General features: G+C 64.2%; 13 protein-coding genes. 7 read left to right on the forward strand and 6 right to left on the reverse strand.

All coding sequences use genetic code 11. The annotated features are described in order from the left end of the window. Nucleotides 1-655 precede the first annotated feature (655 nt). Nucleotides 656-1855: a glycosyltransferase gene (locus tag R3F72_RS15210; protein ID WP_143543295.1), complete on the forward strand. Its 1200-nt coding sequence runs from the start codon at nt 656-658 to the stop codon at nt 1853-1855. On the opposite strand, the gene R3F72_RS15215 is transcribed toward R3F72_RS15210, so the two are convergent. Further along, complete coding sequence (locus R3F72_RS15215) at nt 1846-2721, reverse strand: glycosyltransferase family 2 protein (protein WP_087720038.1); 876 nt, start codon at nt 2719-2721, stop codon at nt 1846-1848. The genes R3F72_RS15210 and R3F72_RS15215 overlap by 10 nt on opposite strands. Continuing rightward, nucleotides 2718-4823: an HAD-IIB family hydrolase gene (locus tag R3F72_RS15220; protein WP_332780079.1), complete on the reverse strand. Its 2106-nt coding sequence runs from the start codon at nt 4821-4823 to the stop codon at nt 2718-2720. The genes R3F72_RS15215 and R3F72_RS15220 overlap by 4 nt, the downstream gene beginning before the upstream one ends. Nucleotides 4824-4862: 39 nt before the next feature. Here R3F72_RS15220 and R3F72_RS15225 point away from each other — a divergent pair, with 39 nt between their 5' ends. The 3 genes from R3F72_RS15225 (at nt 4863) to R3F72_RS15235 (ending at nt 7802) form a co-directional block, all read left to right on the forward strand. After that, a complete protein-coding gene (locus R3F72_RS15225; protein ID WP_332780080.1) occupies nt 4863-5939 on the forward strand; it encodes a glycosyltransferase family 4 protein in 1077 nt (358 codons plus the stop codon). A 175-nt stretch (nt 5940-6114) separates the two neighbouring features. After that, nucleotides 6115-6729: a hypothetical protein gene (locus tag R3F72_RS15230; RefSeq protein ID WP_332780081.1), complete on the forward strand. Its 615-nt coding sequence runs from the start codon at nt 6115-6117 to the stop codon at nt 6727-6729. Nucleotides 6730-7073: 344 nt separating this feature from the next. Continuing rightward, nucleotides 7074-7802 (forward strand): Crp/Fnr family transcriptional regulator, encoded by a 729-nt coding sequence (locus R3F72_RS15235; protein WP_332780082.1) that lies wholly within the window; start codon nt 7074-7076, stop codon nt 7800-7802. Between the two features lie 202 nt (nt 7803-8004). On the opposite strand, the gene R3F72_RS15240 is transcribed toward R3F72_RS15235, so the two are convergent. Continuing rightward, nucleotides 8005-8415 (reverse strand): carboxymuconolactone decarboxylase family protein, encoded by a 411-nt coding sequence (locus R3F72_RS15240; protein ID WP_332780083.1) that lies wholly within the window; start codon nt 8413-8415, stop codon nt 8005-8007. Between the two features lie 157 nt (nt 8416-8572). Beyond that, nucleotides 8573-8896: a DUF883 family protein gene (locus tag R3F72_RS15245; protein WP_087720044.1), complete on the reverse strand. Its 324-nt coding sequence runs from the start codon at nt 8894-8896 to the stop codon at nt 8573-8575. 180 nt (nt 8897-9076) lie between these two features. Between R3F72_RS15245 and R3F72_RS15250 the strand changes: the two genes are divergently transcribed. Beyond that, complete coding sequence (locus R3F72_RS15250; RefSeq protein ID WP_087720045.1) at nt 9077-9685, forward strand: LysE family translocator; 609 nt, start codon at nt 9077-9079, stop codon at nt 9683-9685. A gap of 27 nt (nt 9686-9712) precedes the next feature. On the opposite strand, the gene R3F72_RS15255 is transcribed toward R3F72_RS15250, so the two are convergent. Beyond that, nucleotides 9713-11377, reverse strand: coding sequence for an acyl-CoA dehydrogenase family protein (locus R3F72_RS15255; RefSeq protein ID WP_332780084.1), 1665 nt, complete (start codon nt 11375-11377; stop codon nt 9713-9715). 178 nt (nt 11378-11555) lie between these two features. Here R3F72_RS15255 and R3F72_RS15260 point away from each other — a divergent pair, with 178 nt between their 5' ends. Beyond that, nucleotides 11556-12077, forward strand: a complete 522-nt coding sequence (locus R3F72_RS15260) for an NUDIX hydrolase (RefSeq protein ID WP_256961312.1) — start codon at nt 11556-11558, stop codon at nt 12075-12077. Between the two features lie 138 nt (nt 12078-12215). After that, complete coding sequence (locus R3F72_RS15265; RefSeq protein WP_087720048.1) at nt 12216-12710, forward strand: glutathione peroxidase; 495 nt, start codon at nt 12216-12218, stop codon at nt 12708-12710. A 94-nt stretch (nt 12711-12804) separates the two neighbouring features. Here R3F72_RS15265 and R3F72_RS15270 read toward each other — a convergent pair whose 3' ends face one another. Further along, entirely contained in the window at nt 12805-13212 is a 408-nt protein-coding gene (locus R3F72_RS15270) for a DUF7079 family protein (protein WP_087720049.1), read from the reverse strand. Between the last annotated feature and the right edge of the window lie 181 nt (nt 13213-13393).

The raw sequence follows: 13393 nt of genomic DNA on the forward strand, positions 1-13393 counted from the left end.
GCCCGGGACGGTCCGCCGCTGGGCCAGGTAGCGGCGGCGAAGTTCGTGGGAGAGATTTGTCCAGCCGAGCAGGTGGACACCGCCGCAGACGGCATCGGCTCATCCATGAGAATAGTCGCTATTGGACCCTCATTCGCTGAGCTTCATTCACTGAGTGGGAACCGGCAGCACCACGCACCGCACACCACGCATGGCGTATCGAGCCGGTCGCGACAGCCCGGTGAAGGTTCGGTGAACGCCGGGATGATTCTCTCCAGAACATGACGTTCTCCGGAACACGACGCTTTTCGAAACTCGACGCTCTAGGAGATGGCGGTTCCTGCTACGCATTCTGAAGCTAGCTGAAGAGAAGGGTGGCGCGAACAACTCGGATCAGGAGGCAGTCCGAACGGTGCGCTTATTTATCTGGGTTAATCCGAGCGCCTGTTTCACGAACGAATATCGGCTTTTGGGACCAGATGGGTCGAGTTTTATCGGGCCTGGCTTTCGTATCGAGGGATCATCGGCAACAGCAGCGGGTGGCGATGGTTCGTAATGATGGCCCGTGGCGATGGCTCGTAATGATGGCTCAGGACGATGGCAGGCGTGGCGAGGCCAGAACCGCCAGGGAAATGGCGCCACCGGGCGTGGAATCCTCTTCGACAAGGAATGTGTCATGAAAAAACCGGTCAGCTTTTTCGTTCACCACCAGGGCCGAGGCCATGCGCGGAGAACCATGGCGATCATCCGCGAGTTTTCCCCGGATCGGCCGGTCAGCGTCATGACCGCCGACCCGTCGCTGTTCGATGGTTTCGAGCGCGAGATCGACATGGTCGAGCTGCCCGACATGATCGGCGCCGATGTCCCGACGCAGGCCCTGTTCGAGCAGCCGACGCCCTCGGTCATGCACTGCGTGCCGATGGGGGTGGTCGAGATGCGACAGACCATGCGCCGGATCATCGATCATCTCGATGACATCGACGCCGGGCTGTTCGTCATCGATGTCTCGGCGGAACTGGCGCTGCTGTCCCGTATCGCCAGCATTCCGGCGGTCAAGATTCGCATGCATGGCGATCGCAACGATCCGGGGCATCATGGGGCCTACGAAGCCTGTGTCGGCATGCTGGCCCCTTATGACGAACGTCTCGAGCAGGCCGACTATCCCGACGCGCTGCGCAGGAAGACCTTCTACAGCGGCGGGCTCTGTACCACGGCGCCCCAGGTGCCGAGCCGGGAGGAAGCGCGCCAGCGGCTGGGGCTGGACCCGGAACGGGAGATCGTCGTGGCGCTGACCGGCGGCGGCGGTTCGGGAACGCCTTACGCCCCGTTGACGGTGGCGGCGCGGGCGGCGCCCGAGACGCTGTTTCTGACCATCGGGCCGCTGCTCCTGGAGGGCCACGAGACCGATTTCGCCAACCTGGTCAACTGTGGCTGGGTCGACAACGTGGTGGATTACCTGGCTGCCAGCGACATCGTGCTGGCCTCTGCGGGCGACAACACGGTGCATGAGATCGCGATGCTGGAAAGGCCATATATCGTCGCGCCGGAATGGCGCTACTTCGGCGAGCAGACCCGCAAGGCCGAGCGGCTGGCCGAGCTGGGCGCGGCGGTCGACATGCCGGTATGGCCGGCCGACTTCGCCGGCTGGCAGTCGATTCTCGGGCAGGCGCGAGCTCTGGATATCAGCCGGCTCAGCGAGCTCTACGCGGCCGATGCCGCCCGTCGCGCTGCACAGTGGCTCGAGCGCTGCGTCGACCGGCTGTGGGAGGGAACCACGACGGGGCAGCCGGCTAACGAAGCCAATGAAAGTTTTCCCGATCGCGTCACTTCCCTGGATGATAGGCGCTCGGTTGCCAGCGAGAGGTATCAGCCGTAGCGCGCGCTGGCCGGCAGACGCGCGGCGGCGATTTCCTGTTCGCCAGGGCGGCGCAGCACCTCGATGCGATCGGCGGAGGGCGACCAGTCGATCGCACCGGCTTCGCTAAACTGCCCTAGCCAGTAATCCATGCACCAACGCTGCCAGCGTCGATGGAAGCGCCGGGCGTTGGCAATGATGGCGTCGAAGTGGGGCCAGGGCGGGGCATACAGCGGATGATGCTGGTGCCACGCCAACGCGCCTCCGACCCAGTGGAAGGACACCTCGGCCGCCGCCAGCCGCCAGGCGTAGTCGGTCTCCTCGCCGCCGTAGCCGACGTATTCCTCGTCCATGCCGCCGGCTCGCAGATGATCCTCGCGCATCAGCGCAAACGAGAGTCCCCACAGGTTGCCGGGGTCCGGCTCGGGACGAATCTCGTCGGCCTCGATGGCCGGTCGCGCCGGGTGCCGCTCGCCCAGTCTCGCCAGACGCTCCCGGTCCAGCGTGCCATCGGCCCGACGGCGTACGGCATCGGCCGGCAGGTAGTGCACTTCCCCCAGGTAAAGCGCCGAGCGTTGGCGCAGGGCGTGATGATAGCGCTCGATCAATGTCGGGGAGGCGATGCAGTCGACATCGAGAAACACCAGCGCCTCGAAGCGAGCCGCGGCCACTGCCGCATTGCGCGCCCGCGCCAGGGGCAGCGCATCGCCCTCCACCATGACGTGCCTGACGGGAAACTGCGTGGCGGGCAGGTTCGTCTCGGGTTCGGGCTGCATCCAGGCGATGACCAGCTCGTCCGGGCGATGATGCTGGGCGTCGAGGCTCAGCATCAGATTGACCAGATGTTCGCGGCGGTGCCGAACCAGCGTCAGGGCGCTCAGCTTCACGAGGCGAGGTCTCCCGGCGCATGACGTCGCTGAAAATGCCTGACGCCTTCGATGATGCCGAGGGCGTGAGTGGCATCGGCGGCATAAGCGTGCTTCATGCCCGGTGCGTCGAGCAGGCCGTCGCTGTGGTTGGCGACCACGATCGAACACGGGGACGAGCGCAGCATGTCGAGATCGTTACCGGAGTCGCCGGCGACATAGAGCGACTGGCGGTCGATCTTCAGGCGCTGGCGTACGTGTTCGACCGCTAGCCCCTTGGACGCATCGACCGGTAGGATATCGACGTAGCGCCCATGGCTGTGAATGACCGTGGATGCCAGGCCCTGGGCCTGGAGGTGCGCCTGGATATCGGCGACGAGGCCGGGATCGCCGTCGCTGAAATAGCTCAACTTGTGCCGACGCTGCTCCAGCGAGCCCTGCGGCGTCAGCCCCGGGAAATCGATCAGCGCCTGCTGGATCGCCTCCTGCTGCCAGCAGCGGTCGATCTGTTCCGACCATTCATGGTCCTGGTAATAGGTCACGCCGTTGGCATCCAGGTAGTGAATCTCGGAGCCGACCGACGAGATGATCAACTGCGGATAGTGGATGCCGGCCTGCTCCAGAATCGACAGGGCGCTATGGAAGCTGCGCCCGGTGGCGACCCCGAACCCCAGCCGGAATTGCGTCCGATACCAGGCGTTGAAGGCGCGAATGCCGGCCGAGGAGCCAGTCAGCGTGTTGTCGATGTCGCAGACCAGCAGCGCCCTCGGCGCCGGCACCTTTGCCAGTGGCTTCGACGGCGAGTGCGACCGGCAGAGCCGCGTGAGCAGGTCATGGTAGCGCTGCGTGTGGCGCTGCCAATCGAACGCCTTGATCGCTTCCCGGCCGTTGCGGGCCATGCGAAGCCAGCGTGGACGGTCCTCGACCAGGGCAAGCGTCTGTTCGGCAATCTGCTCGGTATGGCGTGGGTTGACCAGAATGCCGTTGCCGCACTGCTCGATGATGTCGTTGGGGCCGCCGCTGTCCGTGGCGATCAGCGGAAGGCCCGCCGCGGAAGCTTCCAGCAGGGTCAGGCCGAACGGCTCGTTGAGTGCCGGATTGACGAACACACCGCCGCGTTCGCGGGCCCAGGCGTAGAAGGCCGGCACGTCCTCGGGGGCGTGATGCCGCGGATACGCGACCTGCCCGTAGAGATCGTAGTCGTCGATCAGCTCCAGCAGTTCTCGCAGGTTGTCGGCGAGTTCGGGTTCCAGCGCATCGATGCGATCACGGACACCGGCGACGATCACCAGGTTGGCCTTTTCGCGCAGTGCCTCGTTCTCTCCGAAGGCTCGTAGCAGGGCCGCCAGGTTCTTGCGCGTGACCGGCCGCGCGATGGCCAGGATGGCCGGCTTGTCGGGATCGTGCAGGAACTGGCCCAGCATCGTCTCTACCGCGGGAGTGGACGTGGCTCCGGTGAAATCGGCCAGGTGACTGCCGGGCGCGATCACCCGAATGCGGCCGGCGTCGTAGTGCAGGTAGTCGGCGTACTGCACCTCGGCTTCGTCGCGGGAGCTGGCGATGATCAGCGAGGCCTTGCTGATGGCGCGCTCTTCGAACGCGATGCGCCGCTGCAGCACGCGCTGTGTCTCGATGTCGATCCCCTTGCCGTCATCGGCCAGGCATTTAAGCTTGCCGCGTCCCAGGGAGTGGGCGGTGAACACGAACGGAAGGCGATGACGGGCGCCAATTGCCGCGGCGACTTCACCCGCGTCGGCGTAGTGGGCGTGCAGGGCGTCCGGCGGGGCCGGCAGCGTTGCCAGCCAGCGTTCGAAGGCCTCGATGAACGAGGGCAGCTCCTGCCACAGCTGCTCCTTGGGGAGATAGCCGGAGTGCTCGGTCGGCAGCCGAACCAGCGTCACCTTGGGGCCGACGGTTTCGCTCGAGCAGCGGTAGTCCAGCTCGCTGAAGTCGCAGTCGAAAGCGCGAGTGACCAGGGTGATGCGCTCGATCGCCGGATCCTGCGCCGAGGCCTCGACCAGTTCCAGCAGATAGCGAATATGGCCGCCGGTGTCGGCCGTGATGCCATACTCGACATCGCTGCCACGCAGGCAGCCCTGCAGTGCCACATGTACGATATGCATGATGAAATCCTTTTCACCTGAACAGGGAATGTTCTTGCCATGGCCTTCGAAGCGCGATTACGCATCGCTCAGGTCGCCCCGGTCATTTTTCCGGTGCCGCCGGTGGATAACGGCGGCACCGAACGCATCGTCCACGATCTGACCGAGGCGTTGGTGGCGATGAACCATGATGTGACCCTCCTGGCCCCATCGGACAGTCATACCAGCGCGCGTCATCTTAAGACGTCACCGAGCCTGAGCGAGTGGCAACGGCGCCGGAGCAACGTGCCGCCGGGCGTCCCCGGCGTTCTGGAATCGCTGGTGCTCGAACAGCTGCGCCAGCATCTGGACGAGTTCGACGTCATCCACTGTCACGGCGAGTTCTGTCACGCCGCGGTGCTGGGTGATCGGCGTCGCCACAGCTTGACCACCATCCATTGGCGGGTGGACGAACTGGATCGCCAGCTTTTCTTCGCGGGCTTCCCCGATTTGCCCGTAGCGGCGATCTCCCGCGCGCAGGGCGCCGCGATTCCGGAGTCGAACCGTCAAGGAACGGTCTACCACGGTCTCGATCCGGCGCGCTTTAACGTAGGTAAGGGGGAAGGAGGTTATCTGGCTTTCATCGGCCGGATGACCGATCAGAAGCGTCCGGATCGCGCTATCGACGTGGCGCGGGCCAGCGGCCATGCACTGCGTCTGGCGGGCGATATCGATGTCGGCAATCCGCTGTGGTTCGACCGGCATGTGCTGCCGCAGCTCGACGAGGACATTCGGCACATCGGCCCGGTCAACGATCGCCAGAAGCAACGGTTGCTCGGCGATGCCAGGGCGCTGCTGTTTCCGATCGATTGGCCGGAGCCTTTCGGCCTGGTCATGATCGAGGCGATGGTCTGCGGGACGCCGGTGATCGCCTGGCGCAACGGCGCCGTCGAGGAGATCGTCGAGGAGGGTGTCAGCGGTTTCGTCGTCGACTCTCACGACCAGGCAGTGGAGGCGGTGAAGCGGCTACCCGAGCTGGACCGCCGCCGCGTTCGCGAGGCATTCATGGCACGGTTTACCGCCAGACGGATGGCGCAGGATTACGTGCAGCTCTACCGTCGTCTGCTGGCGGGAGATGACGTCAGGGAAGCTGGCTGAAGCCGAACGATGTTCGGCCGGGCGCGCTGATGAGCGGGCCACCGGCGATCCCGGCGGGCTGCCCGACGGGTTGCGATCGCGGTGACCCGTTGTCGCACCGGTGGGCATGGCTTGTTTCGACGTCCACTTGCTATGATGCCGCTCTCGACGGGAAGGCTGAGGAGAGTAGACAAGCATGCTGAGCGTATTGATGTACCTGCTGATTTTCCTGGGCGTCGCGATCTCCGTCTATCAGGTCTACGACATCTATTACGCCCAGAACTTCGAGGATGACGAGCGCCGTACGCTTGACGACAGCCCGCTTGGCCAGCTGTCGCGACAGGCAGAGCAGTATGCGGCAACGGGCGAGTCCAAGGGGTTGCTGGATCTCGTCGGCCGGCTGTTCGGCGCGCGTTTCGACAAACGCCTTGCGCTTTCTGCGGCTTCCCGCCCCGATGCATCGCAGTACTTGGCGGCGTTGCTGCGCCGCCAGCGTCGGATTGTCTCCAATGGCCAGGTTCGCGTGCGTCATCCGCTCTCCTGGCAGACCAACCCGCCCGTCAGCGACAGTCGTCCGGTGCTGTTGTCGCTGGTGCTGATCAATTGCCTGGTGGTGATGTTCTTCGGCGGGCTCAGCCTCTACACGATTGCCTATCAGGTTCCGGTGGCGTCGCTGGCCTGGATGAACAGCGAATGGATTCTGATGTTGCTCATCTACGCCGTGATCGCCATGACGCATGGTATTTCCCGGCTCGACGCCTACCTGCACGATCTCTATCTGATCGGCACCTTGAATCGCACGGCGGGGTGACGGTCTTTTCGAGGCTCGACGGGCCTTGCCTTGGCGAGTCGGCTTTCCTTACATGGTCTGGCAGCCTGGCCACAAGTGGCGCTTTCAAGGCGGCCAGATCATGGAGTTGTTATTGGTTAATGTATCGGTTGGTCCCTCGTTTCAAAATATAATTTTCGCACTGTCCATTCTTGGATAGTCATTTCTGGATGGTATCGGATCGGCGTTGAATGTTCTGAAAAGCCTCGTCGTAGACGCCTAGAACATTCCCGTTGCCGTATTTACCCTGCCTATCTAACCGGTGTTATGTACCTCCTTTCGCTAACATGCTGTCATGCTTGAAAAATTTAAGAAGGCACGAGTGAATGGGTCAGCAGGAAGGCTGTATTGCCCACCATTTCAGTCGCTACGCAACACTTTCTGAAAATGATCGTCGCCAGCTCGACGCACTGGAAGGGGCCGCGATTGATGTCACCAAGGGACAGGTGATTTGGCACGAGGGCGATCTTGTGCGTGATTTCTGCGCATTGCGACGAGGGTGGGCTTATTCGTTTCGCTACATGGAGGATGGCACGCGACACATCCTCGACATATTTCTACCCGGCGATGTCATCGGGTTACATGAGTTCTCGTTCAGGTATCGGCTCTCCAGCGTCGCCATGCTGGAAGACGGCGAGATTTGCACCATCGCCAACCGCCAGTTACTGAGCCTGCTTCGCGAATCATCGAGTCTCATGTCGGTCTGCTTCGCGGTCTGTTCCTATCGGCAGGCTGTGCTGAGCGAGCGGCTGGTGCATCTCTCGCGTCGCAGCGCTCGCCAGCGCGTGGCCTATTTGCTGCTCAAGATATTCTGTCGCCTGCAATATAACGATGATGATCCGAGCGAGTGCTTTCGCTTGCCGTTGTCCCAACAGCAGCTTGCCGATGCGCTCGGCCTGTCGCCGGTCCATGTCAGCCGGACGTTGACGGCGTTCCGGCAAGAAGGGGTGATCAAGCTCGCCCGAGGCTGGGTGACCGTGCTCGATAGGCCCGCGTTGGCCAGCGAGGGCGGCGTGGTGGGGTGTCTGCGGGATCGCGTTGCTCACACAGCCTGACCGATACTTTTATCTGTAGGCTTCGGCTTCAGGGACGACGTGTGGGGCGATACGTATAGGGGCAAGGGGCTGAGGTAGAAGTAGAGGTAGAAACGATGCGTTAGCGTCCGGCAACGAGCACCAAAAGCCGAACGCCAGACGCCAAAACTCGCTCCCGTAGGTGACGAGAGCGAGCCGAGATGAAGCTTGGCGTCGAGTCCTGCTAGACCGCTGCGCGGCGCGTGGCGCGGCTCAGTGCACTGGTCATTTCAATCGCCATGGTCAGATCCGCCAGTTCCCGCGGCGAGAAGGCATTCAGCGCCAGCTTGCGGGTGGTCGGATTGGCGGGACGAAAGTGGGTGAAGGACTCACACCAGGCCAGTGCGGCTTTTTCGCGCTCGTCGAACTCGTCGGACTCCGCCCAAGCGGCCAGCGCCTGCAGCTTGCTGGGAGAGATACCCAGTGCTTCGGCCTGCTCGCGACGGAAATGCGTGCAGCTCAGGCAACCGTTGATCTGCGAAGCGCGCAACTCGGCCAGGCAGCGAATGGACGGATCCAGTGAGCAGGCGTGCAGTGATCTCGCTGATTTATCGATGTTTTTAACGTCGATCGTTTGCCACTTGTTAGCGTTCATCTCGGTCTCCTGAATTCAGGTGTCATGCGATTAAACGACTATCGTTCTCAAGTTTCCACAGCCTTGATTGGAATGTTTAATTGCAGTTAAAGATTGAAACTATGGTTTAGACGTAACCGGAAAACAGAACGCCCCGCTTGGCGGGGCGTCGGAAAGGCTAGCGACGGCCAATCAACAGGCCGATCACGGCGCCGGCCAGCGTGGCTGCCCCGATACTGGACCACGGGTGTTCACGCACGTAACGGTCGCACTCATTGGCTGACTGGTTGGCGGAACGCTTGAACCGGCGATTGCGCCGGCGCGCCTGGTCGGCCATGCGTACATACTGCGCCTCGCTTTGCAGCCGTGCCTCTTCGATCGCGTCTTGCGTGTCGTCTCGCAGGTCACGTCCCAGTGCCTGGGCCTGATCACCGATATCGTCCAGATCGGCACGAATGCGATCGGTACGGGCTTCGCGGTCTTCACGCTTGAATAGGCTCATGTTTCACCTCCCTGATGGATTATGGGCCTGGGTGCGTATGACAGCGTAGACGCTGCAAAGTGCCCGTGCCGCCGGAAATCCTGTGATCGTTCGTCGATCGGTGCCTCGCGGAGTCGGCCGGGCGGCAAGCGTCGGGTATAGTCGGGGCGCGGATTTCGATGGCGGAAACAGGAAGTCGACGTGTCGTTGCAACTCTGGTTGTCTCTCTTGGCGGTTTGCGCTCTGGGGGCCATGTCACCGGGCCCCAGCCTGGCCATGGTCATGCAGAACACGGTCGGTGGCGGCCGCTGGTGTGGCGTGGTCGCCGGTGTGACCCATGCGCTGGGGGTCGGTCTCTATGCGGGGTTGACCGTACTGGGGCTGGCGGCGGTCATCGTTCACCAGCCCTGGCTGTACCGACTGGTGACCTGGGGCGGCGCGCTCTATCTGGCCTGGATGGGCATTCAAGCCCTCCGGGCCAGCGGTAGCGGCAGCTTTAGCGTCGCCGAGCGGGCGAGCGACTGGCGCCGTGCCATGCGCGATGGCCTGCTGGTGGCGCTGGGCAATCCCAAGCTGATCGTGTTCTTCGTCGCGCTGCTGAGCCAGTTCGTCAGCGCCGATCTGGGCACGGCCGGGCGCTGGCTGATCGTGGCCACCGCCACGCTGGTGGACGGCGGCTGGTACGTGCTGGTGGCGCTGTTGCTGTCACACTCCCGCGTGCTGCCGTGGTTGCAGCGACACGCGGCGTGGATACATCGTCTGACGGGTATCGTCCTGCTGGGATTGGCGGCTCGCGTGGCGCTGGGCTGAGCCTGCCCTCCGGGCGGCTCATTTCATTCAGACACTTTCCTCCAGACGCGCGAGAATCGCCGGCAAGGGAGCGCCGGCCGGGAGCACGCCGAAAATCGGCGAGACGCTTTCCAGTCTGGTGGCGCAAAACGTGTCCGCGATGGCATGGGGCGCGTGACGAACCAGCAGGGCGGCCTGCAGCGTCTGCGCCATGCACTGGACCAGCCAGCGCGCCTCGGCCTGCAGCCGTTCGGCGCTGGCCGTCAGTCGGGCGTCGAGCGAGTCGACGGCGGCATCGAAGGCGGGATGGTGGCCCCGGGCCAGGTTGAGTTCCTGTCGCAACGCTTCGATGCTGGCCGGGTGCCGTTCCAGGATTCTCAGCACGTCCAGGCAGATGACGTTGCCGGAACCTTCCCAGATCGAATTGACCGGCGCTTCGCGATAGAGCCGGGCCAGCGGCGTTTCCTCGACGTAACCGATGCCGCCCAGGCATTCCATCGCCTCGGCCATGAACGCGGGGCAGCGCTTGTTGTGCCAGAACTTGGCCAGCGCGGGGAGCAGGCGGGCCAGGGCGGCTTCGTGCTCGTCGTCCGCGGTGCGGTCCATGGCACGGGCGCCTCGCATCGCCAGCAGCAGGCTGGCCTCGGTCTCGATCTCCAGATCGGCGACGACACGCTGCATCAGAGGCTGGTCGGACAGCCGACGATCGAAGACCAGGCGCTCCTGAACGTGGTGCCAGACTTCCCGCATTGCCTGGCGCATCATGCCAGCCGGCGCGGTGGCCGCATCGAGCCGCGTCTGTTGCACCATCTCCAGGATGGCCGGCACGCCACGACCGGGTTCGCCGACCAGCTGCGCCCAGGCGCCGGCGTATTCGATCTCCGCCGAGGCGTTGGCGCGATTGCCGCATTTGTCCTTGAGCCGCTGGATCTCGATGGCGTTGCGCTGACCCTCCGGCGTGAACCGCGGCGCCAGGAAGCAGGAGAGCCCGTCGTCGGTCTGGGCCAGCGTCAGGAAGGCATCCGACATCGGTGCGCTGCAGAACCACTTGTGCCCCTCGAGCCGATACCACTCGCCGGAACCGGGCGATGACACCGGCCGCGCCTGCGTGCTGTTGCGGCGGACGTCGCTGCCGCCCTGCTTTTCGGTCATGGCCATGCCGAAGGTGTTGGTCGTCTTGTGCCAGGCGGGGATGGCCGCAGGTTCGTACTCTCGGCCCAGCAGCCGGGCTCGCCAAGCCTCGCCACCGTGCAGATGGCGCAGCACGGGCATGGCGGCGTGGGTCATGGTGATCGGACAGCAGAAGCCGGGTTCGGCCTGGGTCAACAGATAGAGGGCGGCGGCGTGCGCCTGGTGCCCGCCGTCATGCTCGCGTTCCCAGGCGACGGCGTGCCAGCCCTCGCCAATCGCGAGCGCCATCAGCGAGTGGTAGCTGAGGTGATAGTCGACCTCGTCCAGGCGCCGGCCGTGACGGTCGAAGGCGTGCAACTGGGGCGGGAACCGGTTGGCCTGCTCGCCCCAGCGTTCGACTTCTGCAGAGCCCAGGCGCTGCCCCAGCGGTGCCAGACGCTCGCTCACCCAGTCCGGGGCGAAGTGCGACACTGTCTCGCGCAACGGGCGGTCGTCTCGCCACAGGTCGCGTTCTGGCTCGGGGGCAGGCTGATTCTCGACCCGATGTGTGGTCAGTTCGATGCGGGGCGCATGGTCGGCCATGTGAATTCTCCGAGTGGGCTGACTCGAGCATAAACCGGACATTCGCCGCCGTGTGCTCCCTTCGACCAATGCGGCATGCCGACGGTGCCACATACCGCCAGTGGATCGGGTCGAAGCCACCCGTGATACGCTGCGGTTCCGTTTTCGATCGTCAGGCCTCCCCATGAGCACGTTTTCCATGAGCCCGTTTTCAGTGAACAAGCGGGTCATCGCCGACGAGCAGGTGCAGCTCGTCGACCCGCGCAACCGGCCCTGCGGCAGCGCCTCGCGTGTCACGATGCGGCAGTTGAACTGCTGGCATCGGGCGACGTACATCGTCGTGCGCAATGGCAAGGACGAGATCTGCGTGCAGGAGCGAACATCGATCAAGGAGACGCATCCGGGCTGGTTCGATCTGGCCGCGGGCGGCGTGGTAGGCGCGGGCGAGGCGTCCCGGCCGGCAGCGCGGCGGGAGCTGTTCGAGGAGCTCGGCATTCGCGGCGTCGAGCTGATGTCCGGTGGCGAATTCATGTTCCAGGAGGCCGGGCTGAATCTCTACGGCAGCCTCTACTGGGTGAGCTACGATGGAGCGCTTCGCCTGCAGCCGGAGGAGGTCGCCGCCGTACGCTGGTTGCCGATCCCGGAGGCGCTGGCGCTGGAAAAGGCGACGCCGGACACGCGGGTGGCATTGTCGAAGGCCGTCTCGCTCGATCACTGGTGAAGTCGCGGCTGGCGTGGCACTCTTTTGGCCGGACCGGCTTTCTGAATCAGGCGCCCGTGTTCAGAACAAGCGCGATGCCTTGCGTTCGCGCTTCGGTTCCCACGATTTGACACTAGCGTTCCTCGGGTCGACTCATCGATGTCGTTATATACGCAAGACTGCCGGACACATGCCGGCGAACCCTTCAATCTGCGCGCGCTGCGCGGCCAGGTGCTGCTGGTCGTCAATGTCGCCAGCCGCTGCGGTTTCACGCCCCAGATGGAGGGGCTGGAAAAGCTCTATCGCCAATATCGCGACCAGGGGTTCACCGTGCTGGCGTTTCCCTGCAACCAGTTCGGACGCCAGTCGCCGGAATCCTCGGCCATGTTCGCCACGTTCTGCGAACAGCGTTACGCGGTCACGTTCCCGATGATGGAAAAGGTCAAGGTCAACGGGGGCGAGGCGCATCCGCTGTTCATGTATCTGCGGCACCAGGCGCCCGGCGTGCTGGGGAGTACGCCGATCAAGTGGAATTTCACCAAGTTTCTGGTGGGGCGCGACGGGCAGGTCATTCGTCGCTTCGGGCCGCGCGCCGTGCCGCGATCGCTGCATCGTGCCATCGAGGACGCGCTGGAGACGCCGTTCTCGGCCTGAGCCAGCGCCGTTCTTCCATCAGACGCGCTGGCCGGCGTCTTGCACGGATAGCCTGTCCGGCCTCGGTTCGTCCGGTCTCGATTACCGCGGGGCTTCAGCTTTCGGGCGGACGTTCGCCTCGCGCGGCCATGAGCCGGATCGCCAGTTCATTGAAGCGTGGCCGGCTCATCATCGTCGTCAACCCCGAGAACAGCGACCACAGGGCCTTGCGCCAGCCGCCGAGCTTGCGGTTGTGGCGCACCAGTCGCGTCAGCAGCGCCGTTTCGTCGAACGCGCGCCATTCGCCCGCCACGGAGAGCTGGTTGCGTGCCATGACCGGCGACATCTCCAGCCGATAGACCCACTCCAGCTGCTGCAGCGTCAGTGCGCTGGCTTCGATCTCGCGGATCATGCGGGCGTATTCGGACTCGCGCGGCTCGCGCTCGAGCCATAGCGGCGACAGCGCCAGCCACAGCGCGCCGCGCCGGACGACCAGGTCTTCGATCTCTTGTTCGTGGTGCATGGGGCTTTCTCTGCTTTCTGGACTGGCTCGGCTTGCCGGTGGGCTATCTTCGAATACCCGCAGCGGCGAGACAAGCCTGACCGGCTTTCCCCGCGGGCGAGCCGATGGGTACGCGCCTCTCGTCGGGCAACGCGGGACCTGGCGGCGGACTGCGGCGAAAGCGTCATGTCACGAGTTCGCC

Source organism: Salinicola sp. 4072 (assembly GCF_036663415.1).
Taxonomy (GTDB): Bacteria; Pseudomonadota; Gammaproteobacteria; order Pseudomonadales; family Halomonadaceae; genus Salinicola; species Salinicola salarius_A.

Coding starts and splice junctions, on each gene's coding strand:
- R3F72_RS15210 (WP_143543295.1), top strand. CDS start 656: ATGAAAAAACCGGTCAGCTTTTTCGTTCACCACCAGGGCCGAGGCCAT.
- R3F72_RS15220 (WP_332780079.1), bottom strand. CDS start 4,823: ATGCATATCGTACATGTGGCACTGCAGGGCTGCCTGCGTGGCAGCGAT.
- R3F72_RS15225 (WP_332780080.1), top strand. CDS start 4,863: ATGGCCTTCGAAGCGCGATTACGCATCGCTCAGGTCGCCCCGGTCATT.
- R3F72_RS15230 (WP_332780081.1), top strand. CDS start 6,115: ATGCTGAGCGTATTGATGTACCTGCTGATTTTCCTGGGCGTCGCGATC.
- R3F72_RS15235 (WP_332780082.1), top strand. CDS start 7,074: ATGGGTCAGCAGGAAGGCTGTATTGCCCACCATTTCAGTCGCTACGCA.
- R3F72_RS15240 (WP_332780083.1), bottom strand. CDS start 8,415: ATGAACGCTAACAAGTGGCAAACGATCGACGTTAAAAACATCGATAAA.
- R3F72_RS15245 (WP_087720044.1), bottom strand. CDS start 8,896: ATGAGCCTATTCAAGCGTGAAGACCGCGAAGCCCGTACCGATCGCATT.
- R3F72_RS15255 (WP_332780084.1), bottom strand. CDS start 11,377: ATGGCCGACCATGCGCCCCGCATCGAACTGACCACACATCGGGTCGAG.
- R3F72_RS15260 (WP_256961312.1), top strand. CDS start 11,556: ATGAGCCCGTTTTCAGTGAACAAGCGGGTCATCGCCGACGAGCAGGTG.
- R3F72_RS15265 (WP_087720048.1), top strand. CDS start 12,216: ATGTCGTTATATACGCAAGACTGCCGGACACATGCCGGCGAACCCTTC.
- R3F72_RS15270 (WP_087720049.1), bottom strand. CDS start 13,212: ATGCACCACGAACAAGAGATCGAAGACCTGGTCGTCCGGCGCGGCGCG.